The 24,443-nt window shown below is 70.7% G+C and carries 18 protein-coding genes and 1 pseudogene; 13 read left to right on the top strand and 6 right to left on the bottom strand.

The window, feature by feature from the left end:
* From ACWC09_RS35970 to eccD, 6 genes are all read right to left on the bottom strand, one after another.
* Positions 1–209: hypothetical protein (locus ACWC09_RS35970; RefSeq protein ID WP_450855206.1), on the bottom strand; the 209-nt coding region annotated here is incomplete at its 3' end.
* Between the two features lie 260 nt (positions 210–469).
* The gene (locus tag ACWC09_RS35965; protein WP_450855204.1) at positions 470–3,391 is read right to left on the bottom strand and encodes a M36 family metallopeptidase; all 2,922 of its coding nucleotides are present in this window, start codon (positions 3,389–3,391) and stop codon (positions 470–472) included.
* Between the two features lie 149 nt (positions 3,392–3,540).
* Complete coding sequence (locus ACWC09_RS35960; RefSeq protein WP_450855202.1) at positions 3,541–4,227, bottom strand: polysaccharide deacetylase family protein; 687 nt, start codon at positions 4,225–4,227, stop codon at positions 3,541–3,543.
* Complete coding sequence (locus ACWC09_RS35955) at positions 4,224–4,898, bottom strand: glycoside hydrolase family 11 protein (RefSeq protein WP_450855200.1); 675 nt, start codon at positions 4,896–4,898, stop codon at positions 4,224–4,226. The genes ACWC09_RS35960 and ACWC09_RS35955 overlap by 4 nt, the downstream gene beginning before the upstream one ends.
* Positions 4,899–5,080: 182 nt before the next feature.
* Positions 5,081–6,736 (bottom strand): hypothetical protein, encoded by a 1,656-nt coding sequence (locus tag ACWC09_RS35950; RefSeq protein WP_450855198.1) that lies wholly within the window; start codon positions 6,734–6,736, stop codon positions 5,081–5,083.
* A 169-nt stretch (positions 6,737–6,905) separates the two neighbouring features.
* Positions 6,906–8,228 carry a type VII secretion integral membrane protein EccD gene (gene eccD, locus ACWC09_RS35945; RefSeq protein WP_450855205.1) on the bottom strand — a complete coding sequence of 441 codons (1,323 nt, stop codon included), beginning with the start codon at positions 8,226–8,228 and terminating at the stop codon, positions 6,906–6,908.
* A 211-nt stretch (positions 8,229–8,439) separates the two neighbouring features.
* On the opposite strand from eccD, the gene ACWC09_RS35940 reads away from it, so the two are divergent.
* The 13 genes and pseudogenes from ACWC09_RS35940 to ACWC09_RS35880 all read left to right on the top strand — a co-directional run bounded on the left by ACWC09_RS35940 (position 8,440) and on the right by ACWC09_RS35880 (position 24,402).
* Complete coding sequence (locus ACWC09_RS35940) at positions 8,440–9,201, top strand: IclR family transcriptional regulator (protein WP_450855197.1); 762 nt, start codon at positions 8,440–8,442, stop codon at positions 9,199–9,201.
* A gap of 229 nt (positions 9,202–9,430) precedes the next feature.
* A pseudogene (locus ACWC09_RS35935) lies at positions 9,431–10,456 on the top strand (PP2C family protein-serine/threonine phosphatase); the annotation flags it as partial.
* A 416-nt stretch (positions 10,457–10,872) separates the two neighbouring features.
* The gene (locus ACWC09_RS35930) at positions 10,873–11,271 is read left to right on the top strand and encodes a response regulator (RefSeq protein WP_450855196.1); all 399 of its coding nucleotides are present in this window, start codon (positions 10,873–10,875) and stop codon (positions 11,269–11,271) included.
* Positions 11,271–11,645 (top strand): response regulator transcription factor, encoded by a 375-nt coding sequence (locus tag ACWC09_RS35925; RefSeq protein WP_450855194.1) that lies wholly within the window; start codon positions 11,271–11,273, stop codon positions 11,643–11,645. Before ACWC09_RS35930 ends, ACWC09_RS35925 begins: the two co-directional genes overlap by 1 nt.
* Positions 11,642–12,742 (top strand): HEAT repeat domain-containing protein, encoded by a 1,101-nt coding sequence (locus tag ACWC09_RS35920; RefSeq protein ID WP_450855193.1) that lies wholly within the window; start codon positions 11,642–11,644, stop codon positions 12,740–12,742. The genes ACWC09_RS35925 and ACWC09_RS35920 overlap by 4 nt, the downstream gene beginning before the upstream one ends.
* Positions 12,739–14,229: a glycosyltransferase family 2 protein gene (locus ACWC09_RS35915; RefSeq protein WP_450855191.1), complete on the top strand. Its 1,491-nt coding sequence runs from the start codon at positions 12,739–12,741 to the stop codon at positions 14,227–14,229. The genes ACWC09_RS35920 and ACWC09_RS35915 overlap by 4 nt, the downstream gene beginning before the upstream one ends.
* Positions 14,226–16,343 (top strand): ATP-binding protein, encoded by a 2,118-nt coding sequence (locus tag ACWC09_RS35910; RefSeq protein WP_450855189.1) that lies wholly within the window; start codon positions 14,226–14,228, stop codon positions 16,341–16,343. Before ACWC09_RS35915 ends, ACWC09_RS35910 begins: the two co-directional genes overlap by 4 nt.
* A gap of 286 nt (positions 16,344–16,629) precedes the next feature.
* Positions 16,630–19,419 (top strand): response regulator, encoded by a 2,790-nt coding sequence (locus tag ACWC09_RS35905; protein ID WP_450855187.1) that lies wholly within the window; start codon positions 16,630–16,632, stop codon positions 19,417–19,419.
* A gap of 59 nt (positions 19,420–19,478) precedes the next feature.
* Positions 19,479–21,020 carry a diguanylate cyclase domain-containing protein gene (locus ACWC09_RS35900; protein ID WP_450855185.1) on the top strand — a complete coding sequence of 514 codons (1,542 nt, stop codon included), beginning with the start codon at positions 19,479–19,481 and terminating at the stop codon, positions 21,018–21,020.
* 207 nt (positions 21,021–21,227) lie between these two features.
* Entirely contained in the window at positions 21,228–21,629 is a 402-nt protein-coding gene (locus tag ACWC09_RS35895; protein ID WP_450855184.1) for a PepSY domain-containing protein, read from the top strand.
* 163 nt (positions 21,630–21,792) lie between these two features.
* A complete protein-coding gene (locus tag ACWC09_RS35890; RefSeq protein ID WP_450855182.1) occupies positions 21,793–22,512 on the top strand; it encodes a response regulator transcription factor in 720 nt (239 codons plus the stop codon).
* Positions 22,509–23,918, top strand: a complete 1,410-nt coding sequence (locus tag ACWC09_RS35885) for a sensor histidine kinase (RefSeq protein ID WP_450855181.1) — start codon at positions 22,509–22,511, stop codon at positions 23,916–23,918. The genes ACWC09_RS35890 and ACWC09_RS35885 overlap by 4 nt, the downstream gene beginning before the upstream one ends.
* 136 nt (positions 23,919–24,054) lie before the next feature.
* A complete protein-coding gene (locus ACWC09_RS35880) occupies positions 24,055–24,402 on the top strand; it encodes a zinc ribbon domain-containing protein YjdM (protein ID WP_450855180.1) in 348 nt (115 codons plus the stop codon).
* The last annotated feature ends 41 nt before the right edge of the window (positions 24,403–24,443 follow it).

Here is a 24,443-nt window from a genome sequence, read left to right as displayed (position 1 = left end):
GACAGGAACGCGCCCTCGTTGTCGAGGACGTGCTGGTTGAGGCCCTCGCGCTCGAACAGGTCGAGGTTGGCGAGGCCGACCGCCGCGGAGACCGGTGTCCGTCCTCGGTCGGGCGGTGCTGTGTCTTTTTGAGGTGCGCGGTGATGGACGCCCGCCGCTGCGGGCGGACACCCCCCGCCCCGTCCCCTTCCCGCCGTACGCGGCTGCACCCGCCCACGGCCGTCCCGGCTTCTCGCCGCGGGCGACTGACGGCCGCATCGCAAACGCCGACTACCTGCACGCCGCCAAGGGGCGCGGGGAACTGCGCGACCGGCCACGACGGCGCCGCACTGTGATCCGCGGGGGACTGACGGCCCATCCCGGCGCATGGATCGCCCATCATCGGGCATGGAGGCGATCGGGCGTGCGGGAATGCCCGAGGGCGGCGCCCCGGCGAAGGGGCACCGCCCTCGGAACTCTCGCGTGGCCGTCAGCTCTGGTGGGCCGAGCCGTGCACGACGAGTTCGGTCACGTCCATGTACGAGCAGCCCGAAGCGCCCGTGTCCGTCGCGCAGTTCACGCCGTTGTCGGCGGCCTGGTTGCCGAGCATGGTCAGACGGACGTACTGGATGTTCTTGTCCGTGCCGGACTTGAGCGCCACGGCGTTCTCCCGGCCGGTGTCGGCGGGCTTGAAGTGGCCCTCGGCGGCGGTGGTCCAGGTCGTGCCGTCGGGGGACGTCTCGATCCGGTAGTCGCCCAGGGAGGCCGTCTTGTCGTCACCGCAGCCGGCGGTCGGGTCGATGCGCAGCTCGCTGATGTCCACCGGGGCGGGGAGCTTGACCGTGTTGTGGACGGGGTCCACGCCGGTGCCGTTGGTGCCGTTCTTGGCCTCCGAGCCCCAGACGGCCGCCGAGAGGTCGATCAGGCCGTTCGGGCCGCAGCCGGAGTCGGTGTAGTCGGGGCCGGTGAAGTCCGACACCGAGGCGCCGCCCGAGGACGAAGCCCAGTCACGGGTCAGTTGCCAGTCGGCGGCTGCCGAGCCGGACTTGACCTCGACGGTGCGGAGTTGGGGCTCGTAGCCGTTGCCGCTCGCGTACACCTTGCGGTACGTGCCGTCCGGGACGTCCTTGATGGTGTACGTGCCGTCCGCCGCCGTCAGGGCCGAGAAGTCGGCGCCGGGGAAGCCGGAGTTGTGGCCGCTGATGCTGACCGTGACGCCGGCGGCGGGGGTGCCGGAGGCGGCGTCGGTGACCTTGCCGGTGAGGGTGGTCACCGGGGTGTCCGGGCCGGGCGGCAGGGAGAAGTCCTCGTCCGGCTTGGTGTCGTCGGCGGTGAGGGCGGCGGCGAAGTAGCCCATGCCCCGGTGGGCGAAGACCTTCCAGATGGTGTCGTGGGCGTGCCCGCCGTTGACGACCGTGTCGGCCTGGAGGATGGCGTTGCGCTCGTCGAGGAAGGAGGGGTTGGCGGGGGAGAGGGCCATCGCGCGGGTCACCAGGGACTCGGTGAGCTTGCTGCCGAGTGCGTTGCGGAGGTCCCAGAGCGTTTCGCTCCAGATCTCGCCGTCGGCGTGCACCTCGGGACCGCGGCTGGAGATCTTCCCGTAGTCGCCGTACGTGTATCCGCCCTTGCCCGCCGCCCTGGTGCCGGGGCACTTGGCGGAGGTGGAGCCCACCGGGCAGTCCAACGCCTGGCTGCGGGAGGGGAGTTCGTCGGTCCACTTGGGCGGGTCGAGGGCGACTTCGCCGTCGATGCTCGGGTTGTCCTTGAGCAGCTTCTGGTTGTTGAGGAACTCCAGGGCGTACCAGTCGCTCCATGCCTCGCCCATCGCCCCGCCCTGCTGGCCGGTGAGGGTGGAGACGCCGTCGGCGTCCACGACGAGCCGGTTGGACAGGCCGTGCGTGTACTCGTGGTAGACGGTGGCCGCGTCGTCGCCCCAGTTGCCCTGCAGCACGGTGTACCCGGTACCGGAACCGGTCAGGTACATCTGCATGGTGGGCGCCTTGCCGTCGGGCGGCGTGGCCATGTTGGCGTTGTTGAGGTGATCCTCGTCGGGCAGCCCGGAGTTCACGGCCGCGCCGTCGTCGCTCTGTGCGTCCACCGCGTCGCCGTCGCGTCCGTCGAAGTTGCCGGCGGCGCGGGTGAAGCCGATGGGGGCGGACTCCAGGTGGTCGTGGAAGGTGCCCAGGTAGTAGTAGAGCTGCGCCGCGTTCTGCTTGCGGTTGGTCTTCCAGGAGTTCGGCTTCTTCTGGTCCCAGGAACAGGGCAGCGGCTTGTCGCAGTTGGTGCCGGTGAAGGGCTTGAAGCGGAAGGAGAACGACCCGTTGGCGTTCGAGGTGATCTCCTCGCCCGCGTCCACCTTGTTGTTGTCGTTGACGTCACTGAAGACGTGCGCGATCCGGCCCTTGAGCGTCTTGGCGCGCGGCGGCAGCCAGCCCCGGCCGCCCAGGCCCAGGTTCGCGACGTGCTGCTTGCCGCCGGTCGGGGCGCCCGGGTAGCGGTCCCAGACCAGCACCTTGCCGCTGCGCAGAAGGTCGCCGGGCGAGGAGGAGAGGGCCGAGGCGGTGGCGGAGGCCGTCCCCGTCCCGGATGCCGCGAAGTCGGAGGACAGGCTCTGGCGGTAGAGCACCCGCCCGGTGCTCGCGTCGACGATGTGCAGCCACATGCCGTGGCCGTCGGGAGTGGTGATGGTCTGCCAGGCCCGGCGGGCGCCGCCGTTGGCCGCGTACACGACCTGCTTGGCGTCGTCGGCCTTCGAGCCGTCGGCCTCGGCACCCGCGATGTCGCGGACGGCTGCGCCCTTGGCCTGCGTCCCGGTCACCCGGGCGGCGGCCAGCCGCGACGGCAGGTTGCGCACGGGCGATCCCTGGACGCTGATCAGGCGTCCGTCCCGGGAGACGTTCGCCTTGACGCCACTGCCGAACAGCGGGACGCCGTCGACCGACTGCGTGAACGACAGCTGCCGTATGCCGGCGACGTCGGTGTACTGCTTGCGCAGGGTCAGGGCGTCGACCTGGGCGGCGGACAGCCCGAACACGTCGGGATGCGCTCGCAGATACTGCCGTACGACATCCTCGGGGGCCGAGCCGGTGGACTGGGTGAGATATCCGTCGAGCTTGGCGACCTGGCGGGCGGTGCCGGTGGCCGGGTCGAGTTCGAGGACGCCCTCGGCGCCGAGCTGCTTGCGCAACTTCCTTACGCCGGACCGCTGTTCGGCCTTGGTGAGGCGGGCGTCGCGACGTATCAGGGTCTGCTGCGAGGGTGCCGGCGGTGTGGTCGCGGCCGGAGTGCCGTCGTCCGCCGGGGCGTTCTGCGTGGCGCTCGCGGCGCCGGGCAGAAAGGCGACGGCCAGCGCAAGGCCGGCCGTCGCGGAGAATATGGTCGCGCGCGTTCTGCGCGCGGAGGCTTTCGCCATTTTTGTCGCCTCGTGGGGGGTGAGGGGCCCAACGGCCGCAGACAGCAGCCGATTTGTACGCCCAGACCCTTTCAGTACACCCCGCGTGCGATAAACCCTGAAACTTCAAGTGTCACAGAAGTCACACAGGTTGCCTACCTGTTGTGGGTTCAGGGGGCCACGGCACGACCGGTCTGCGGGGAGATCCGGCCGGCGCACAGACCGCGTGCGGCCAGCCCCTGTGCGATACGCGGTACGGCGGCGAGCGTGTTGGTGGCCCAGTCGTGCATGAGGATGACCTGGCCGCCCGTGAGCCGCCCGGCGGCGGCCACGATCGCGTCCGTACTGGCGCCGTTCCAGTCCTGCGAGTCCACGTCCCAGATGATCTCGGTGAGGCCGTACTTGGCCTCGACGGCCTTCACCGTCGAGTTGGTCTCGCCGTACGGCGGCCGGAACAGCCTGGGCGTCCCGCCGCCCGCGGCAGCGATCGCCGTCTGGGTGCGGGAGAGCTCCGAGTCGATCTGTGTCTGGCCGAGTTGGGTCAGGTGCGGGTGGGTGTAGCTGTGGTTGCCGACCCACATGCCCGCGTCCACCTGGGCCTTCACCTGGGCCGGGTAGGCGGCGGCGTACTGGCCCTCGTTGAACATGGTGGCCCGCAGCCCGTTCTGCTTCAGGGCGCCCAGCAGGGCGGGGGTGTGGCTGGAGGGGCCGTCGTCGAAGGTGAGGCCGACGTAGCCGTTGCAGGTCGCGGCCCGGGCGGGGGTGGCGTGCAGGGCGAGGGTGCCGGTGGCGGCGAGTGCGACGGCGGTGAGGGCCGTGGTCAACGGCCGTAAGGCGAGCGGTGGTCGGGCCCTCATGACGCCACCGTGATGGTGGAGCTGCCGCTGCTCTGATAGCCCTCGGTCGCGAGGATCATGTAGTACTTGAAGGTGCCGAGGGGCATGCCGGCGCGGGCCCATGCGTCGAAGTGGTTGCCGGTGGTGATGGAGCCGCCGGTCCGCTTCGACTGGCGGACGCTCCAGTACTGGTTGAAGGTCTTCGTGCCCTCGACGGACGGGGCGTTGTACCGGGTCGTCTGGTAGATGTCGTACGTGCCGCCGTCGCTGGTCACGCTGCCCTTGTACGTCCCCGTGGGCCGGTAGGTGCCCCAGTTGTCGACGATGTAGTACTCGACGAGCGGGCTGGACGTCCATCCGTAGAGGGACAGGTAGCCGTTGCCGGACGGGTTGAAGCTGCCCGAGTAACTCACCGTCCTGCGCGAGCCGTTGCTCCAGCCCTTCCCGGCGACGAAGTTCCCGGTGTTGCTCCAGCTGGTGCTGTAGTTCCCGCCGGAGCCGAGGGTCATGGAGACGGTGCCCTGCGCGTCGGTCCAGAACGAGTAGTAGAAGCCGTTGTTGGTCCCGGTCTGGTTCGTGGTGATGACGGTGGCGGCACGAGCGGTACCGGGTAACGCGAGTGTGGCCGCTCCGCCGAGCAGCAGGGCGCAGGCCTGCCGACGGCTTGTCAGGTGTATGGGTGCGGGTGTCATGGGGCCGAGTGTTGGCCTGTGCGCGTCAAGCGTCAACAGTTTCGGCAGCTATTTCGAAACGTTCGGGAACGGAAAATGCTCTTCGGGTGGATCTCGAATTGTTTTCGCAGCTCGCGGCTAGATCAAATCATGCGCTCAATTCTTCGAATGTTTCGAAGAATTCCCGGTATCTTATGTCCGCGTCAGCGGACCCGTACCGCCCGCTGCAACGCCTCCGCCGCCAGCCGAGTGGCCGCGCGGCGTGTGGCCGAGCCCAGCAGGTCGGTACGGATGGGGCCACCGGCGGCGAGATGACGGTCGTAGGGCAGATGCACGATGGAAACCCCGGTCTCGCGCAGATGTGCGGTGGCCGTCTTCAGATCGAGGTTGAGGTCCGGGGTGCCGGAAATGAGCGCTACGACGGTGCAGGCCAGGGCCTTGTGCGGCAGTTGGGCGAGCCAGTCCAGGACGACACGGGTGCCGCCGACGCCCTCGGCGGTGAGCGGGGCGACGACGACACGGGCGTGCGCGGTGTCCATCGCCGTACGGGCGACCTCCCCGGGCAGCGTCTCGCAGTCCACGACCGTGACGGCGAAGTGGCGGCGCAGGGCGAGGGTCACCTTGCGGTACGTCCGGATGTCGAGCGGCGCGCCGACGCGCCCCTGGCTCGCGGGCAGCAGCCAGCCGCCGCCGGACACCGGCACCAAGTAGCCGATGACATCCGTGAGTTGCATGGACGGCGTGAGGATCTGGGCGAGGTCACGGGCCGACCAACGGACCGTCTGCGCACCGAGCCGCACCGGCAACGTCCCCAGCGCGGCGTCCGCTTCGAGGGTGAGGACGGGGTCGTGGCGGTAGTGGGTGAAGGCATGGGAGAGGAGCGCGGTGGTGGTCGTCTTGCCCACCCCGCCCCGGATGGACGTCACGGCGATGACGCGTCCGGTGCCGACCGGCTGCTGCAACTCCCGCCCGATACGCGTCTCTTCGGCCACCTCGTGGGAGGCGGAGGAGGTCAGCCGACGCAGGGACTGACCGGTACGCCGGCTGAGGGAGTCGCCGTGCGGGGGTTTGCCGAGGGCGAGGGCGAGACGGGGGTCGAGGGTGGGGACGGATTCGGGGGTGGGGGTGGAGAGGGTCGGGGCGGTGGGGCGGGGGCGCACTACGGGGGTGGTGCTGGTGGCTTGGGGGTGGTGGGTGGCCGGGGCGGGAGAGGGCGTGGACGGCTGGGGTGCGGTGGCAGGGGGCGGGGGCGTCGCCGGGTGCGCGGCCGTGGGCGGGACGGGCTGTGCGGGCGCGGCGGGATACGCGGGGGCGGGGGCGGTGATGGTGTTGCCGGGAGTCGGCAGGGGGTGAGGGCGAGGGGGGACGGGGACGGGTTGAGGTGCCGGTTGCGGGGCGTGCGCGGGCAAGGGCTGGGCGGCCTGTGCGGGCAGCGGCTGCGCGACGTGCTCGGGGGAGGGGTGAATGACCTGTGCGGCGGGCAGAGGCTGTGCGGCTTGCGCGGACGCGGGCTGCGCAACCTGTGTCGGCACGGGCTGAGCGACCTGCTCGGGTACGGGCTGCGGGTCGAAGTCGGTCAGCGGCCCGGCCTTTTCCTGCTCCTGTTCCTGCTCCTCCTGAGGCCGCTCCACGTCCCCGGAGGCCGCCCCGGACCCGTTGCGCGAGCGGCGCCGCCGCCAGTGCGCCGGGTTGGGCCGCTCCTCGTCGGGCCGACGAACCGGAAGCGGAGCCTTGGCCCCGGCAGTCCCCGAAGGCTCTGAAGTTGCCGAAGCCGCCAGGTGGATGGTGCCGTCGGTCTCCTCGACGCCGGCCGAACGCTCCGCAGCCCCCGGGTCGACGGCAACGTGAGGAGCGACCACAGCCTCAGGGCCGCCCGCACTCTCAGGGCCGCCCGCACTCTCGGAACCGCCCGCACTCTCGGAACCGGCCGTACCGCCCCTCAGTTCCCGCGGCACCTCGTCCTGCCGGCCGTCCCGACCACTGCCCTGAGCCCGGTTCATCCCTGCCGCCTCATGCTCACGCTCTCGCTCACGCGAAGGTGCCGAGCAGTCGCCCGTACACCCCGAAGACGCCGATCACCAGCGGGAACAGTGCGATCACCCCGACCGACTCGAGCAGATCACCGAACCGCCGCACCCGCACCCGTACCTGCTCGGGCGGCCGCACCACCAGCACACCCAGCGCCACGACGGCCGGCACGCCGACGAGGACGAGCGCCCCGCCGGCCCCGCCCCGCCCGGCCCACACCCAGGCCAGCCGTACGACCACCACGGCAGCCGCCCCGAGCAGCGCCACGACCTCCGGCACCAACGGATAGGCCCGAGCCCGCAGCCCCAGCACCACCGCGACGGCGACCGTGAGCAACACGGTCCACACCGTGACCGTTCGCAGCACAAGCACCGCACCCACGGCGGCGGAAGCGGCCGTCACCACGGTCGCCGGCGCAAGTTCCTGATGGGTGGCCGCAAGAGCCGTAGCCACCTGATACCGACTGACGGACGCGCCGCCGGACCGCCGGTCGTCAAGCCCGGACAACCCGGAGGCCATCAAGGCGAACCGAGGAAGCAGCCCGAGCACGATCACGGAAACCGCGGTGATCAACGCTCCGGCGCGCCAGGTTGCCTGCACCCCGAGCGCAAGCTCCCAGCAGACCGCGCCCACCACGACCGCACCGGCCCCGAAAACCCCACCGCGCCCCAGCGACGAACACCACCCGAGCAGCAGCGACGCAACGGCCGCCACCCCGGCAACCCCGGCGAGCCGTACACCCCCCGACCAGCCCTGGGCATCCCCGAGGCTCCACACCCCGACAACCCCCACGGCCCCGCCGGCGACGACGAGCGTGGCGGCAACCGGACGCAGCTCCGCACCCCGCGCGACGACGACACCCACCCCACCGGCAAGCGCGGCGGCAAACAGGAGCACGACCCCGACGCCCAGCGCGGCGAACTCCTGCCGAGCGAGCACGGAGGCCACCAGCGCCCAGCCCACGACCGCACTCCCGGCGACCCCCCGCACCGCCGCAGGACCCCACCGCCAGGCCCGTACATCGAGCTCCGCGACCGCCTCATCGGTGACGCCCTGCGCGTAGGGCGCGGGCGGCGCGTCCTCGACCGGCACCAGCCGCAAGACGGCCCCGTCCACAACGCCCGCCGACTCCAAGCTGGCGTCAGGGTCGAGAACGGCACCGTCGACCCCGACCAGATGCCGCGTTTGCGGCCGCGTACCCGTTCGGTCGTCAAGCAGCCGCAACACCTCGGGGAGCAGCCGTCCGACCGGCTCCTGCGAAGGCAGTACAAGCTCGACGCGCCGACGTTCACCCACCAGGGTGATCCGGCTCAACGCCGGCACCGTACGGCTCGAAGCCCCCGTAGATATCACGCGTTCGAACTTATCACCGGCCGGAAGCCCCCTGGTCGGCCATCACTTCGGGCGCACACAACACCGCGGCGATCCCCACACCAGCAAACGGGTCAGTCCTTCGTCTACCCGCGATCGGATTGATCATGCGAGAAGGGGCGCGCGCCTTGCCTGCGTCGTGTGCTCGGCGCACGCTGGTCGTATGGGTGCTCACGACGGTGGCCCTACGCTCATCACTTCCGTGCAGCGGGCCCTCCGACTGCTGGAGGCGGTGAGCACGCACGAGAACGGCGCGCCGGCGAAGCAGCTGGCACGTGAGACGGGACTGCCCCTGGCCACCGCCTATCACCTGCTGCGGACGCTGGCCCACGACGGATACGTACGGAAGCTGGACGACGGCGGGTTCGTCCTGGGCGACAAGCTGCAGACGCTGCACACCACGGGCCGCGGGCAGGTGTTGCTCAGCCGTGTCCGTCCCACGCTCGCCGCTCTGCGGGACGAGCTCGCGACCGCCGCCTACCTCACCTTCTACGAGGACGGCGAGATCCGGGTCGCCGAGATCGTCGACGGCCCCCAGGCGCCCCGTGTCGACCTGTGGGTGGGATTCGAGGACGCGGGGCACGCCACCGCCCTGGGCAAGTCCGTGCTGAGAGAACTGGATGACGCCTCCCGCAAGGACTACCTCTCCCGGCACCCCCTCGCCGACCTCACCCCACGGACCATCACCAGCCCTCCGGAACTGCTCCGGCAACTCGACTCCTCACCCGTGGCCCCGGCCGTCACGGATCTGGAGGAGTACGCCCTCGGTACGGTCTGTGTCGCCGTGCCCGTCTACAGCGGGGACACGCTCGGCTCGCTCGGCGTCTCACTGCGGGCGGACCGGCTCTCCCGACTCGAGGAGATCCTGGGGCGGCTGATCCCGACCGCGAGTCGCGTGACCAGGGGTCTCTCGCTCACTATCTGAAAATCCTCGCCTTGTGACGTCCGGGTCGAACCTCTTTCCTGGATGAAAGAGACATTTCAGGAGTGCCCCGCGCACAGGTGAGGACTACGGACGAAGCATGAGCAACGCCCGAGACCATGGCGGCGACCACTGGCGGATACGGCCGTTCGGGAACCGAGTGGCCGGTCCCGGGTCGGTGTCCAGGAAACGCGCCGCGGCACAGTTGGCCGCAGGCACACCCGTACTGCCCGTGCTGATCGTCTCCGTCGTCGTGCTCGTCGACGTCGCGTGCGGAGCAGGGACGATCTGGCTGCCGCTGCTCGCGGCCGGGCCCGCGCTGGCCGCCACCACCGGCGGGCCGCGCGGAGTCCTCTGTGTCGGCCTTCTCGCCGCGGTGCTGGGCGCGACGCTCGGAACCCGGGACGGTGTTCCGGGACATGAGCTGACCGCCGTACTGTCCGCCCTGGTGGCCGTCACGCTGGCAAGTGGCCTCGCCAGCGCGCTGCGCGGGCGCCGTGAACGGGTGCTCGCGGCCGTCCGCTCGGTCGCGGAGGCCGCCCAGCATGCGCTCCTCAAGCCCGTACCGGCGGCTGTCGGCCCGTTCCAGGTGGCCGTCCGCTACAGCGCCGCGGCGGCGGAGGCCCGTATCGGCGGGGATCTCTACGCGCTGCTGCCCACCCCGTACGGGGTCAGGCTGATCGTCGGCGATGTGCGCGGCAAGGGGCTGCCGGCCGTGGGAACCGCCGCACTCGTACTCGGTGTCTTCCGTGAGGCCGCCTACGACGAGCCCGATCTCCTCGCCGTCGTCGGCAGGATCGAACGGAGCCTGGCGCGCAATCTCGGTCACGACGACTTCGTCACCGCCGTGGTCGCCGGGTACCCGCAGGCAGGCCATCTGGAAGTGGTCAACTGTGGCCACGCGCCTCCGCTGCTGGTGCGCGAATCCGGCACCGTCGTGGCGGTGGAGCCCGCTCATCCGGCCCCGCCCCTCGGGCTGCGCGCCCTCACGGACGAGACACCCAGCCTCCAGGTGCTGCCTTTCGCCGACGGGGATCAACTGCTGCTCTACACCGACGGGGTCACCGAGGCCCGCAACCACGGCCGGGAGTTCTACCCGCTCGCCGAGGGGCTGGCCCGCCACCTGTCCGACGAGCCGGCCGACACCCTCACCGCGCTCCATGACGAACTGCTCGCGCATGTGGGCGGCCGACTGCACGACGACGCGGCGCTGCTCCTGCTCCGCAAACCAGCCGTTCCCGATGCGACCGCTTCCGCAACCGAAGCCACCGTTCCCGAAGCGACGTCGGACGCCGGTCGCGACAGCGGCTCACGCTCCGTCGCGTCCCGATGCCGGTCCTCTGCCGAGGGCGCGGGCGACGGAAGCCGGGCTGCCGAGAGGCCCGAAGGGGCGGCGGACCCAGCTGTCCCCTTCGCGTCCTTCGCGGGAGAACTTTCGGCACCGGGCGATTCGTCCGCTCACGCGAACGGCCCCGGACGAGAAGCCCGAGACCGACTGGAGCGCCCGCTCGCCGGCGGAGGCGCGTACTCCCAAGGGTGACCGCCGCCTCACACCGGGAAACGCGTGCTCGTGCCGCGCGGTGCTCCGACTGGGGCCGATGGGTCATATGTGGTGAAAGTGCGCTCTTGGTTCTAATTTGTCACTGATGGTCTGACTTCGTGGACAGGACGGTGATGAACCCACCTCGCGTGCTCGTGATCGAGGACGACCCGGACGTGAGCGCCCTGCTGACGCGGCACCTCCGCGAGCTGGGATGCCCGGTGGTCGTCGCGTCCTCGGGGGAGGAGGGTCTCGAACTCGCCTTCGCCGACCCGCCGGACATCGCGGTCGTCGACGTGCTGCTCCCCGGCATCGACGGACGGGACGTACTCCGGAGCCTGCGGGCGGACGGGCGTACGAAGGGATGCCTCTTGGTCGTCTCGTCGGTGCTCGACAAGGAGGAGCTGTACGGCCTCGGGGACGAGGTACTGGCCAAGCCGTTCAGACAGTCGGCGGTGGTGCGGCTCCTGGATTCCTACCGGAGTTCCACGGCCCACCGGAGTTCCACGGCCCAGGAGTCCCAGGAGGATTGATGGCGCGTGTCCTGATCGCCGACGACGACTCGGACATCCGGGATCTGGTGGCCTTCAAGCTGACCCAGAGCGGCCACGAGGTCACGGTCGTGGAGGACGGCATGGCCGCCCTCAAGGCGGCCCGTGAGCAACCGGTGGACCTGGCGCTGCTCGACATCCGGATGCCGGGGATGTCGGGCCTCGACGTCTGCCGGGAGCTGCGCGCGGCGCCCGAGACCGCGACCCTCCCCGTCATCATGATCACCGCTCGCTCCCAGGAGGGGGACGTCGAGGTCGGCTTCGCGGCGGGCGCCGACGACTACATCATCAAGCCGTTCAGTCCGCGGGAGCTGTCCAGCCGGGTCACCGCGGTGCTCAGCCGGGTGGAACGGTGATCTCGAACGGCATCGTCCGCGGCGCGCTGCTGTGCCTGCCGGCGATCGTCCTGGCGCTCGGCCTGCTGATCGTCTCCAACCGCTGCGTCCGCAGACTGAGGCAGCGCAGACGTGAGCGGCGGGCGGAACCGGTGCGCGGTCTGCTGCTGCAGCTCCTGTGCGCCGAGGAGGACGAGCAGAGCGAGCTGCTGCGGCGGCTGGCGGAGGTCGACAGGCGGACCTGGACCGCCCTCGAACCGTCCCTGACGGCGCTGCTGGGCAAGGTCTCCGGCGCCGCCCGCACGGCACTGGTCCGGCTGTACGAGGAGCGCGGGGCCGCCGTGGAAGCCGTCGTCGACCTCGAAAGCCGCAGCGCGGCCAGGCGGGGGCGTGCCGCACAGGTGCTCGGCCAGCTCTCGCACCGGGCCGCGGAGCCGTCGTTGTGCCGTCTGCTGGCCGACCGGGACCCCGAGGTCCGCCTTGCCGCCGCGAGGGCGCTGGGCCGCTGCGGTGGACCGGCGACCGTGCCGCACCTCCTGGACTCGCTCAGCGGATCGCGGACCGTGCCGCCCGGAGCGGTCACCGGCGCCCTCGTCTCGCTGGGGCCGGAGGCGCAGCGGAGCGTCGCGGCCGGGCTGGACCACCCCGAACCGCTCGCCAGGGCTGTGGCCATCGAGGTCCTCGGCGCGACCGGCGTGGTCGCCCGGACGTCCGACATCGCCCGTGCCCTGTGTGCGGATCCCTCCGACGAGGTACGGATCAGGGCCGCCCGCGCGCTCGGCAGACTCGGCATGCCCGACGGCCTGGAACCGCTGCTGCAGGCCGTCCGGCCCGGTCAGCCGCTCGCCCTGCGCGTCGTGGGTGCCGGGGCCCTGGGCAATCTCGGTGCAGTCTCCGCGACGGACCGGCTGGCGGAGCTGCTCGGCGACGCCAACCGGCATGTGGCCTCGACAGCGGCCCGCTCGCTGCTGCGGCTCGGCCCGACCGGGCAGAGGGCGCTGCACAAGGCCGCGGCAGGCGCTCGGGGCGAGCAGGCCGCCGCGCAGGCCCGGGCGGCGCTCGCCGAGGCCGCGGTCGCGGGCTCCCAGCACGACGTTCGCGTGGAGGTGCCGCTGTGAGCACCCTGGCCGCCGAGCCGTGGGAGTCGCTGCTGGGTGCTGCGCACACGCTGATCGCCGTCAGCGACACCGTGATCATCAGCTACTTCCTCGTCATCAACACCGGCCAGCTGATCCTCATTCTCATCGCCCTCGGGGAGTTCGTCAGACGGCTGCGCCGGGCACCCTTCGCGGGCTACGACGACGCCGCGAGCAGCACCTTCACTCCGCCCGTGTCGCTGATCATGCCCGCGCACAACGAGGCGGCCGGCATCGTCGAGGCGGTGCGGGCCATGCTGCTGCTGCGCTATCCGATGTTCGAGGTCATCGTCGTCGACGACGGCTCGACCGACGGCACGCTGGACGTCCTGCGGGAGGCCTTCGACCTCTCGGAGGTCGAGTACGTGGTGTCGTACGACGTCCCCACCCGCGGCAGGATCCTTTCGGTCAACCTGCCCAGGGGCGGCCCGGTGCCCCTGGTGGTGGCCCGCAAGGAGAACGGCGGGGGCAAGGCCGACGCGCTCAACGCCGGGATCAACCTGGCGCGCTATCCGCTGGTGTGCCTGGTGGACGCCGACTCGATCCTCGATGCCGAGGCGCTGCTCACCGTGGCCAAACCGTTCAGCGACGACCCGGTGCGGATGGTGGGCACCGGCGGGGTGATCGGTATCGCCAACGGCTGCGGCGTGGTCGCCGGACGTGTGGTCGATCCGCACGTCCCCTCCGAACTGCTCGCACGCATTCAGGTCGTCGAGTACCTGCGCGCCTTCTTCCTGGGCCGCACCGGGTGGTCCAAGATCGGCGGCCTGCTGATCATCTCCGGTGCCTTCGGACTCTTCCGCCGGGACGCCGTGGTGGCGGCGGGCGGGATGGACGCGAACTGCATCGGCGAGGACGCCGAGCTGGTCATCCGGCTCCACCGGGACATGCGCCGACAGCGCCGCGCGTACCGCATCTCCTTTGTCACCGAACCGATCTCCTGGACCGAGGCGCCCACGCGCCTTGCCGACCTGGCATCCCAGCGACGGCGGTGGCACCGTGGGCTGACCGAGATCATGCTCAAGCACTGGCGCATGATCGGGAATCCCCGCTACGGCGTCGTCGGCACGCTGGCGCTGCCCTTCTACCTCTTCTTCGAACTGCTGGCGCCGCTGGTGGAACTCTCGGGGCTGGTGCTGGTGCCGCTGAGCGTCCTGCTCGGCGCGGTGAACGCGGACTTCCTGTGGAAGTTCCTGCTCGCCGCCTATGCCTATGCGGCGGTGATCAGCCTCGTCTCGGTCGCGGTCGAGGAGTACGCCTTCCACCGGTTCTCGCGGTGGAAGGACGTCTGGGGCGCCGTCGTCGGGGTGGTCGCCGAGAACCTCGGCTACCGCCAGCTCACGGCGTGGTGGCGGTTGCGCGGCATGTGGGACGCGCTGCACCGGAGCCCCCAGGTGTGGACGCCGCTGACCCGCGCGGGATTCGACGCGCCCGGCGAGGTGAAGGAAGGCGGAGGTGATCGCGTATGAACGGCATCGCCGACCGGTTCACCGGCTCCGTGGGGCGCCGGCTCGGGTACACGTTCGGGCTGCTGACCTTTCTGATCGCGCTGTGCGGAACCGGCACGCTGATCGGTGCGCAGCTGCTGCAGGGCCAGTACGACCGGATCATCGACCGGATCCATCCCGCCGACGACGACAACCGGAGCCTGCGCACCGAGGCCATCAGCGCGCAGCGGTCGGTCCGGGGCTATCTGATCACCGGTGACCAGAGTGAGCTCGCCGCCTTCCGCGTGTCCCGGGGCCGCATTCCGTCGATCATCGGCGCCCTCCGTGGGCACGACATCGTGCACGAGAGTGACATCGCACCGCAGGAGCGAGATCTCAACGCCTACTTCCGCGTCGCCGAAGAGCAGACGCGCAGTACTCCGAGAAGCGAGCAGGCCGCCGCGCTCACCCGTGAGGCGACCCGGCGGTTCAGGGCGTTCGAGCGGGCCAACGACCGCCTGAACCGTCAACTGGCGGCGGACGAGAAGCGTATGGACCGGCACGGCGACACGGTGTTCCGGGCCGGCATGGCCGGTCTCAGTGCCACGGTGGTCCTGGCCCTGGGCCTGGCCGTGTACGCCTCCGTACGTACCACTCGCGCCCTGACGCGTCCGCTCCGCGACGTCGAGCGGACGCTCGGCCGGCTCACCGTGGGTGCGTACTCGGCGCGTGCCCAGGAGACGGGGCCGGAGGAGATCAGGGCGGTTGCCCGGTCGGTGAACTCGCTCGCCGACGAGGGCGACCGGCTGCGCGGGGTCGAGGAGGTGCGGCAGCAGCTGTCGCAGGCCGCGAGGGAGACCGGTATCAGGATCAGGGATCACCTCGACGTCGACTACGTCCTGGACACCGCGTGCCGCGGCATCGGCGAGGTCCTGGCCGCCGACTACGTCTTCATCCTGCTCGCCGAGAACCACGGCTCGGAATTTCCCGTGGCGCGGGTGTGGTCCGCCGAGCGGGGGCTGCTCTCCGACGAGGAGCGCAGGGCGATTCCGACGCTCCCGGTGGACGTGGTCCGCGACCACTACCGGCGCGGCACGGTCTGGCTGGTCACCGACCTGCCCCGGTACGTGTCCGACAGCACGCCCATGCCGGGTGCCCCGGGCTCCTTCGGGAAGACCGGTATGCCGGCCGAGAACCGCGCCGCGGCGGCGGCCCTGCATCTGGACTCGGCGGTGATCACCCCCATCGGCGTGGGAGAGGAACCCATCGGTGCCGTGTCCGTGGCCCGGACCAGCGCCGACCGACCCTGGCGTCCGGTGGACATCGAGATCGCCGAGTCCATGGCCAGTGGCGTCGGGCGGGCGCTGCACACCGCCCTGCTCTACGAGCAGGAGTCGAGCCTGGTGGAGAAGCTGCGCGCCCTGGACAAGGCCAAGAGCGACTTCCTGTCCACCGTCTCCCATGAGCTGCGCACCCCGCTGACCAGCATCGTGGGATACATCGAACTGCTGAAGGACGAGGACACCGGACCGCTCACCGAGCCCCAGCTGCACATGCTGGACGTCGTCGACCGCAACGCGAACCGCCTGCGGGCGCTGATCGAGGACCTGCTCACCCTCTCCAGGATCGAGTCGGGGGCGTTCACCTCCCGCAAGGGCCAGGTCGACCTGCGCCGGCTGGTGACCTCGGCGGTCGACGCGATCAGGCCGGTCGCCGAGGCCGCCTCGGTCTCACTGGACACGGAGTGCGACGAACGGTCGCTGGTCATGCAGGCGGACGGCGAACAACTCGACCGGGTGCTGATGAACCTGCTGTCCAACGCGGTGAAGTTCACCCCCGGCGGAGGGAAGGTCAGCGTACGGGTCGACGCGCAGGACGGGCAGGCGGTCCTGAGCGTGAGCGACACCGGCATCGGTATCCCCGCGGCCGAGCAGGAGAAGCTCTTCAAGCGGTTCTTCCGCGCCTCGAACGCCACCGAGCAGGCCATCCCGGGAACCGGTCTGGGGCTGACCATCGTGCACACGATCGTGGCGAACCACGGCGGCCGGACGGAGGTGCGCTCCGAAGAGGACCGGGGTACCACGATCACCGCCTGGCTGCCGCTCACCGGCACGGACGGTGCGGCGGGCTCCCTGAACGGTGCTGCCGCGGGGTGAGGGTTGCATATGGAAATTGAATGGCCGTCAGAAGACGGGTGCGGGAAGCCCTGGTCATGACCGTGCCCGGTAGCCGGGCCACCCGAATGCCGCAGCCAGACCCCAACTCCGGGGCGGTGTCCGCTTCCTCGATTTGCGATCTTCAGTGGTTCATTCTTTGCTGGAAACGTCCGACGAGCGGATCGCTTGATCTCCGTCGTCGCACGCCGCACCGAAACCCCAGCGACCGGTCTGTCGGTGGTCCCGGCCGTGCCTTGTGGTCGTGCCTGACATGTGGAGGCGGACGATGGAACCGGAACCCACAGCCACGCCAGGGCAATATGCGGCCGACGACGAGGAGCGGTTTCGGCTGCTGCTCAAGAACTCTCCGGACATGGTCTTCCGCCGGACGATGGAGGGCGTCTACCGGGAGGTGTCCGCCGCGGGGCGGGCATTGCTCGGCCGTCCGGTCGAGGAGATCGTGGGGACGTCGCTGGAGTCCTGGGTGCATCCGGGCGATGTGGAGGAGTTCGAGTGGGCGGAGCGGGATCTGCTCCGCGACGGCCGGGTGGCGGTGTGTCTGCGTCTGCGGCATACCGACAGGCACTGGAGGTGGACGGAGACGACCGCCTGGGTGGTGCGGGACGCCGCAGGCGAGCCGCTCGAAGTGCGCGGGTTCGTCCGTGAGGCGGAGGGGCAGCGGCGCAGGGAGGAAGCGCTGCGGCTGTTGCAGGATCAGGCACGTTCGGTCATCGAGACCGCCCGGGATGCCTTCGTCTCCATCGACGAGGACGGCCTGGTCATCGACTGGAACCTGGGCGCCGAGAGGCTGTTCGGGTTCAGCCACCGCGAGGTGATGGGCCGTCCGCTGACGGAGACGATCATTCCCGAGCGGTACCGTGCCGCGCACGTGTCCGGTCTGCATCGGGTTCTGTCCGGCGGGGAAGACCATGTGCTGGGCCGTCAGATCGAGCTCACCGCCCTGCATCACGACGGCCACGAGATCCCGGTCGAACTGGCGGTGTGGCGGCTGAAGTCGGCGAAGGCGCGCTGCTTCAACGCCTTCGTCCGGGACATCAGCGAGCGCAAGCAGGCCGAAGCCGCTCTGGCGGAGGCCCGCGACCAGGCGATCGCCGCGTCCCAGGCGAAGTCGCAGTTCGTCGCCTCCATGAGCCACGAGATCCGCACCCCCATGAACGGCGTGATCGGGCTGAGCGACCTGCTGTTGGGCACCGAACTGGATGCCGAGCAGAGCCGCTACACGGAGGGCATTCGGGCCGCCGGTACGGCACTGCTGTCGCTGATCAACGACATCCTGGACTTCTCCAAGCTGGAGGCGGGCAAGCTCGAACTGGACGAGGTCGCCTTCAGCCCGCAGGTGCTGGTGGAGGAGGTCGTCTCGCTGGTGGCGCAGACCGCCCAGGCCGAGGGTCTGGAACTGCTCAGCGACTGCGGTCCCGACCTGCCCGCGATGGTGCTCGGGGACCCCGGCCGGCTGCGGCAGATCCTGCTCAACCTGACGTCCAACGCAGTGAAGTTCACCGAATCGGGTGAGGTCGTTCTCCGCGCCCGCCCGGCCCCGTCCCGGCCTCCGGCGGAGGACGCGCCCTGGCTGCACTTCGAGGTGGCCGACACCGGCATCGGTATCGCCGAGGCCGACCAGGAGCGCATGTTCGACGCCTTCTCCCAGGCCGATGCCTCCACCACGCGCCGCTACGGAGGCACCGGTCTGGGCCTGGCCATCTGCCGCAGGCTCACCGAGGCCATGGGAGGCTCCATCGGCGTCACCAGCCGGCCCGGCGAGGGCAGCACCTTCTTCTTCTCCGTGCCGGTACGCGCACCCGACACCCCCGAACAACCCCCGGCCCCACCGCACCCCGACATCCTTCGCGGGCTGCGGGTCCTGGTCGTCGACGACAACGACACCAACCGGCTGATCCTCGACACGCAGCTGCGCAGATGGCACATCCAGCCGACCATGGTCGCCGACGGCCCCCAGGCCCTGGTGGCCCTGCACGAGGCAGAGGCCACGGGCCGTCCCTTCGCCCTGGCCATCCTCGACATGTACATGCCCGAGATGGACGGTCTGGAGCTCGCCCGCCGGATCACCACCGACCAGAACTTCGGCCGCGTAAGCCTGCTGCTGCTCACCTCCGGCCCCCCGCCGCACGCCGCCGAGCTGCAGGCGGCCGGGATCGCCCGCAGCCTGCCCAAGCCCGTCCACCAGTCCCAGCTCATGGACACCCTGGTCGAACTCACCACCCAGACAGGGCCGGTGACCACGGCCGCCTCGGCAGCGCCCGCGCCCCCCACTTCCCCGACCGCCCACCGAGGCCATCTCCTGCTGGTCGAGGACAACGAGATCAACCAGATGGTCGCCCAGGGCCTGCTCACCCGGCTCGGCTACAGCACGGACATCGCCGCAGACGGCATCCAGGCCCTGCGCCTGACCGAGGAACACAGCTACCAGGCCGTGCTGATGGACTGCCAGATGCCCCGGATGGACGGCTACACCACCACCCGGGAACTGCGTCGCCGGGAACAGGACCACGGGCGTCACCTGCCGGTGATCGCCATGACCGCCGGAGCCCTCGCCGAGGACCGGCACCGGTGCCTGGCCGCGGGAATGGACGACTACGTCTCCAAACCCGTCACCGCCGACGAGCTGGAACAAGCCCTCACCCGCTGGGTCCACCCCACCCACCCACAGACGGACAACGACGACCTGCGCACCTCCATCGAGCAGCGGCTGAACGAGCTGCGCGGCGCCGACACCCCGGCCGAGCACGAACTGGTGGACCGGCTGGTGGACCACTTCCTCGCCCGGGCTCCGGAGATGACCAGCGCACTCTTCCACGCACTGGACCGCCACGACACCCCGGAGATCGCCGATCTGGCACACAACCTCAAAGGCGCTGCCGGCAACGTGGGAGCCAACAGCCTCGCCGCCCACTGCCAGGAGCTGGAACAGCACGCCAAGGCCGGAGACCCGGCCTCACTGGCCGATATCGCTCCCCGTCTCCAGGTCGAACTCGACCGCACCTGCCGCACCCTCGAGACGCTCCGCTTCGACCCTCCCGGCCACGAACCTGGATGAGGACGCGCCCGCACAGCGCCGCCCGGGCACGGGCGGGCCGGAGGAGGGAAGGAAGGCCTGTGGGCAAGGTTCACGTCCTGTTGCCCGCCGGCCGTGATACGGCGGCCTGGGCGTATGCGGCAGCAGGGACCGCAGTGGTCGTCACCTATCTGGTCACCTCCTCCACAGCGCGGTACATGCTGCCCGTGCTGGTATCCGCCTCGGTCGTCTTCGCGATCGCGGTGGGAATGATCAGGAACAGGCCGCCATCGGTCCTTCCGTGGTATCTCTTCGCGGCGGCCATGGCACCGTACGCGGCGGCAGACGCGATCTGGGGCCTGTACCAGGCCCGCGGCGTCGAGGTCCCGTTCCCGGGTGTGGCCGACATGCTCTACCTGGGCAGCTACCTGTTGTTCGCCGCGGGCCTGGTGACGCTGGCCCGGCAGCAGTCAGGCCGCCTGCACTGGGCGGGGATGCTGGACGCGGGAATCGTCACGCTGGGGTTCGGCACTCTGTCATGGGCGTTCATCATCGCCCCCTTCCTGCGCAGCGAACTGTCCGCGTGGCCGCTCGCGGTGTCCATCGCCTATCCCGTCGCCGACCTGGTGCTGTTGTCCATGGCCGCGCGGCTGATGCTCACCACGGGCAAGCGCACACCGTCGTTTCTTCTGTGCATCGGATGGCTGCTGGTCCTGCTCGCTGCCGACGGCCTCTACTACGGAACCATGGCGACGACCGGGACGGCGATCGCGGAGAGCGCGTCCGAAGCGGGGTGGATGGTCTCGTCCCTCCTGCTGGGGGCGGCGGCGCTGCACTCGTCCGTCGGCCGGCCGACACAGCCGGCGGAAGACCAGGAGAGGATGCCCCGGGAGCGGCTGTCGATCCTGATCGCGCTCATCCTGATGGGGCCGTTGATCGTGCTGGCCGATGTCGGGGGCATCCGGGACGAGCCCGTGAACATCACGGTGATCGTCGGCATGCTGGCGGGCCTTTCGCTGCTGCTGGTGCTGCGCGTCGCGTTCCTGGCCCAGTACGCCCAGATCAGGGCCACCGAAGCGCGGACGCAGGCCCACGATCTCGCAGCATCACTGCGAGAGCAGGCAGAGCTTCAGAAGCAGCTGAGCCATCAGGCGACCCATGACCCGTTGACGGGTCTGGCCAATCGAGCGCTGCTGAACGAGCGTCTGGAGTCCGCTCTCGGCCGGTGCTCCGCCTCCTTCTCCGCCGGACTGCTGATGCTCGATCTCGACGGCTTCAAGGAGGTCAACGACACGCTGGGGCACCCGTCCGGCGACGAACTGCTGGTCGACGTCGCACGGCGGCTGACGGGCAGGGTCCGCGAGCAGGACACGGTGGCCAGGCTCGGCGGGGACGAATTCGCGCTCCTCGTGGAAGGCGTGGACGCGAGCACACTGCACGACTACACCATGCGGATCCTCGACTCCTTCCATGACCCGTTCATCGTCGCCCACGGCCATTCGGTCCACGTGACATCAAGCATCGGAGTACGGACCATCACCAAGTCGACCACGCCGTCAGAAGCGCTGCGAGACGCTGACGCCGCCCTGTACAGAGCCAAGACCACGGGCAAGAACCGGGCCGCGTTCTTCGAATCCCCGTAGCGGTCCTCGACCGGGGGCCGGCGTCGGCGTGGGCGGCCATCTCGAGAACGGCCTGCGAAAGATTGGCGGTTTGCTGGTCTGCCGCTGTCATTTCTCTGGGCTTGCTCTGGAGGGCGTGTTCCTAGGGTCGTTGACGTCCCCCGGGGGTCCGGTACCCGGCCCCCGCACCACGTGATCCCGATGCTCTGGAGACGTCTGATGCGTGCAATGCCCCGTCGTGCCCTGGCCGCCGCCGCTCCCGCCGCCGTGCTGATGTTCGCCCTCGTCGCCTGCGGCGGCGGTTCGGACTCCGGCAGTTCGACGTCCGCCGACACCCAGCAGTCGGCGCAGACCGAGGCCGGCGCGCAGGCGGGCGAGGCCGCGGGTGACACCGACGACAAGAAGGAGCCGCCGCTGACCGGCGAGGTCAAGCAGAAGGCGGAGGCGGCGGCGCTGGCGAAGTATCCGGGCACGGTCGTCAAGTCGGAGGAGGACGCGGAGAAGCCCGGCATGTACGCGGTGGAGGTCAAGAAGGCGGACGGTTCGACGGTCGAGGTCTACCTCGACACGTCGTACACCGTCACCGGCACCAAGCAGGAGGGCACCGAGGAGACGGAGAACGCCGGCTGACTCCCCACCGCAGGTACCAGGCACGGCCTCACCGCTGCCGCCCGGTCGGTCCCTCTTCCCCCTCGATGACCGGCCGGGCGGCCCACCTGCCCTTCCCTCCAGACCCAGGCGGGTTCTCATGAACGCCCCGACTCCCGTGACACAGCTGTGCGAGCCTTGCGCCATGCGGCTGCTGCTGATCGAAGACGACGACCGGATCGCCGGGCCTCTCACCGAGGGGCTGGGCCGCTACGGCTACACGGTCGACCGCGTGCGCACCGGCGCCGCCGGACTGGCGGACGCCGCGGCCGCTCCCGATCTGGTGCTGCTGGACCTCGGTCTGCCGGACATGGACGGCCTGGACGTGTGCCGTGGCCTGCGGGCGCGCTCGGCCATCCCGATCATCATGATCACGGCGCGGGGCGACGAGGCCGACCGGGTGGCCGGCCTGGAGCTGGGGGCGGACGACTATCTCGCGAAGCCCTTCGGCGTACGGGAGTTGGTGGCCCGCATCCGCGCGGTCACTCGCCGCACCGGCGCCCTCCCCGCCGTACCGCCGGGCCCGGAAGCCCCGCCCGCCGCGCCGGCTCCGCAGCGGCTCGGCCCGCTGCACCTCGACCGACGCACCCGGCAGGTCTGTCTCGGCGGCGGTGAAGTCGCCCTCACGCCAAGGGAGTTCGACCTGCTCGCCTACCTCGCCCAGGACCCCGGCGCCGTGCACTCCCGCCAGCAGATCATGGACGCCGTGTGGGACCCGCACTTCTTCGGCCCCACCAAGACCCTCGACGCCCACGTCGCCGCGCTGCGCCGCAAGCTCGGCGACCCGGGGTGGATCACCACCGCGCGCGGCGTCGGCTTCCGCCTGACCGTACCCGGCGATGCGCCGCCCGAGGCCGCCCGGTGACCCGGCGCCTGCTGCTCAGCTACCTGGGCCTTGCCCTGCTCGTACTCGCCGGCCTGGAGATTCCGCTCGGCTGGATCTACGCCGACGGCGAGCGGGCCCGCCTCTCCCAGACCGTCGAGCGGGACGCGACGATGCTCGCCGAGGTCGCCGAGGAGAACATCGAGAAGGGCAACCTCGCCGAACTGCCCACGCTGATCGGCGACTACACCGCCCGCACCGGTGGCCACGTCCTCGTGACCGACCGCGACGGCATCGTCCTGGCCGCAACCGGCGAAGCGGTACGCGCGGGCACGGACCTGTCGGGTGCCCCGGACATCGCGACCGCCCTGCGCAACCAGCCCACCACCGGCATGCAGCAGGAGGAGAGCCTGTACTCCACCCAGCCGGGCGCCTCGGGCACCACGATCCGTGGCGCACTGCGGCTGACGTACCCGATGACGACGGTCACCGACCGGGTGCACCGCATCTGGTACGCCCTCGCACTCGTCGGCGCGTGCGTCCTGGCCCTTGTCGCGCTGGTCGCCTTCACCCTCGCCCGGTGGATCACCCGCCCCCTGCGCACCCTGCGCCGCGCCACCGCACAGCTCGCCGACGGGTATCTGGCCAACCCGCCGGACGCCACCACCGGGCCGCCCGAACTGCGCGACCTGGCCGCCGCGTTCACCCACACCGCCACCCGTCTGCAGCACCTGCTGAAGGCCCAGCACGCCTTCGCCTCCGAAGCCTCCCACCAGCTCAAGACTCCGCTGACCGCGCTGCGGCTGCGGCTGGAGAACTTCGAGCCCCACCTCGACCCCCGCGCCCACGGCAGCCTGGAGGAGGCCGTCGGCGAGGTCGAGCGCCTCGGCCGTATGGTGCAGGGGCTGCTCGCGCTGGCACGGCTGGAGAACGCGGCGACGGCCCCCGAGCCGGTCGACCTGGACGCCGTAGTGGCCGAGCGGGCCGCGATGTGGGAACCGCTCGCCGCCGAACAGTACGTCTCGGTCGGCGTCACCGGCATGCCGGTCGGACAAGTCTGGGCGATTCCAGGGGCGTTGGAGCAGATCGTCGACAACCTGGTCGCCAACGCCCTGCGCGTCTCCCCGCCCGGCACCACGATCATGCTCGCTCGCACTCCGGGCGCCGAACTGCACGTCCTCGACCAGGGCCCGGGCATGTCGGCGTCCGACCGTGAGCGTGCCTTCGACCGCTTCTGGCGCGCCTCCGACACCCACCACGACGGCACCGGCCTCGGCCTGCCCATCGTCCGTCACCTCGTCCACGCCTCCGGCGGCGAGGTCACCCTCGACGCCGCTCCGGGCGGCGGTCTGGATGCCCGCGTCCGCCTTCGGCCGGTCGCCGGCGGACGCTCGCACATGGGGAGCGGGCCGTCGCGTACGACGTGGGCGAGGGCGACCGCGCGCTGACCGGCTTGTCCCACGCCCTGGCGGCGAGCCGGGCCGAGGGGAACGCCGGTCTGGTCATCGACCCGTGTTCCGCGGAGTTCTGCACCCTGTCGCCGGAGGGGATCGTCCGAGGTGCGGGGCCGGATACGCTGACGGGATGATCGAGAACCCTCCGCCCTGTCCGAAGTGCTCCTGCGAGTACACCTATGAGATGAACGCCCTGGTGGTGTGCCCGGAGTGCGGCCACGAATGGGCTCCCGCCGAGGGCGGCGACGGTGCCGGTGAGCGTGTCGTCAAGGACGCCGTCGGCAATGTGCTGCAGGACGGCGACAGTGTGGTGGTCGTCAAGGCACTCAAGGTCAAGGGCAGCCCCTCGGGGATCAAGGCCGGGACCAAGGTGCGCAACATCCGGCTGGTCGACGGGGTCGACGGGCACGACATCGACTGCAAGGTCGAGGGCTTCGGGGCGATGCAGCTCAAGTCGAGCGTGGTCAAGAAAGCCTGACCCCAGGCGCCCCCTCCACGGCGGGGGGCCGGGCAGCGGTC

It is taken from the genome of Streptomyces sp. NPDC001617 (assembly GCF_053596855.1).
This window is presented reverse-complemented; position numbering and strand designations above follow the sequence as displayed.

Excerpts from the sequence above, each read along its gene's own strand:
- ACWC09_RS35930 (WP_450855196.1), top strand. The coding sequence starts at position 10,873 with ATGAACCCACCTCGCGTGCTCGTGATCGAGGACGACCCGGACGTGAGC.
- ACWC09_RS35965 (WP_450855204.1), bottom strand. The coding sequence starts at position 3,391 with ATGGCGAAAGCCTCCGCGCGCAGAACGCGCGCGACCATATTCTCCGCG.
- ACWC09_RS35925 (WP_450855194.1), top strand. The coding sequence starts at position 11,271 with ATGGCGCGTGTCCTGATCGCCGACGACGACTCGGACATCCGGGATCTG.
- ACWC09_RS35880 (WP_450855180.1), top strand. The coding sequence starts at position 24,055 with ATGATCGAGAACCCTCCGCCCTGTCCGAAGTGCTCCTGCGAGTACACC.
- ACWC09_RS35910 (WP_450855189.1), top strand. The coding sequence starts at position 14,226 with ATGAACGGCATCGCCGACCGGTTCACCGGCTCCGTGGGGCGCCGGCTC.
- ACWC09_RS35905 (WP_450855187.1), top strand. The coding sequence starts at position 16,630 with ATGGAACCGGAACCCACAGCCACGCCAGGGCAATATGCGGCCGACGAC.
- ACWC09_RS35955 (WP_450855200.1), bottom strand. The coding sequence starts at position 4,898 with ATGACACCCGCACCCATACACCTGACAAGCCGTCGGCAGGCCTGCGCC.
- ACWC09_RS35960 (WP_450855202.1), bottom strand. The coding sequence starts at position 4,227 with ATGAGGGCCCGACCACCGCTCGCCTTACGGCCGTTGACCACGGCCCTC.
- ACWC09_RS35940 (WP_450855197.1), top strand. The coding sequence starts at position 8,440 with ATGGGTGCTCACGACGGTGGCCCTACGCTCATCACTTCCGTGCAGCGG.
- ACWC09_RS35890 (WP_450855182.1), top strand. The coding sequence starts at position 21,793 with ATGCGGCTGCTGCTGATCGAAGACGACGACCGGATCGCCGGGCCTCTC.
- ACWC09_RS35895 (WP_450855184.1), top strand. The coding sequence starts at position 21,228 with ATGCCCCGTCGTGCCCTGGCCGCCGCCGCTCCCGCCGCCGTGCTGATG.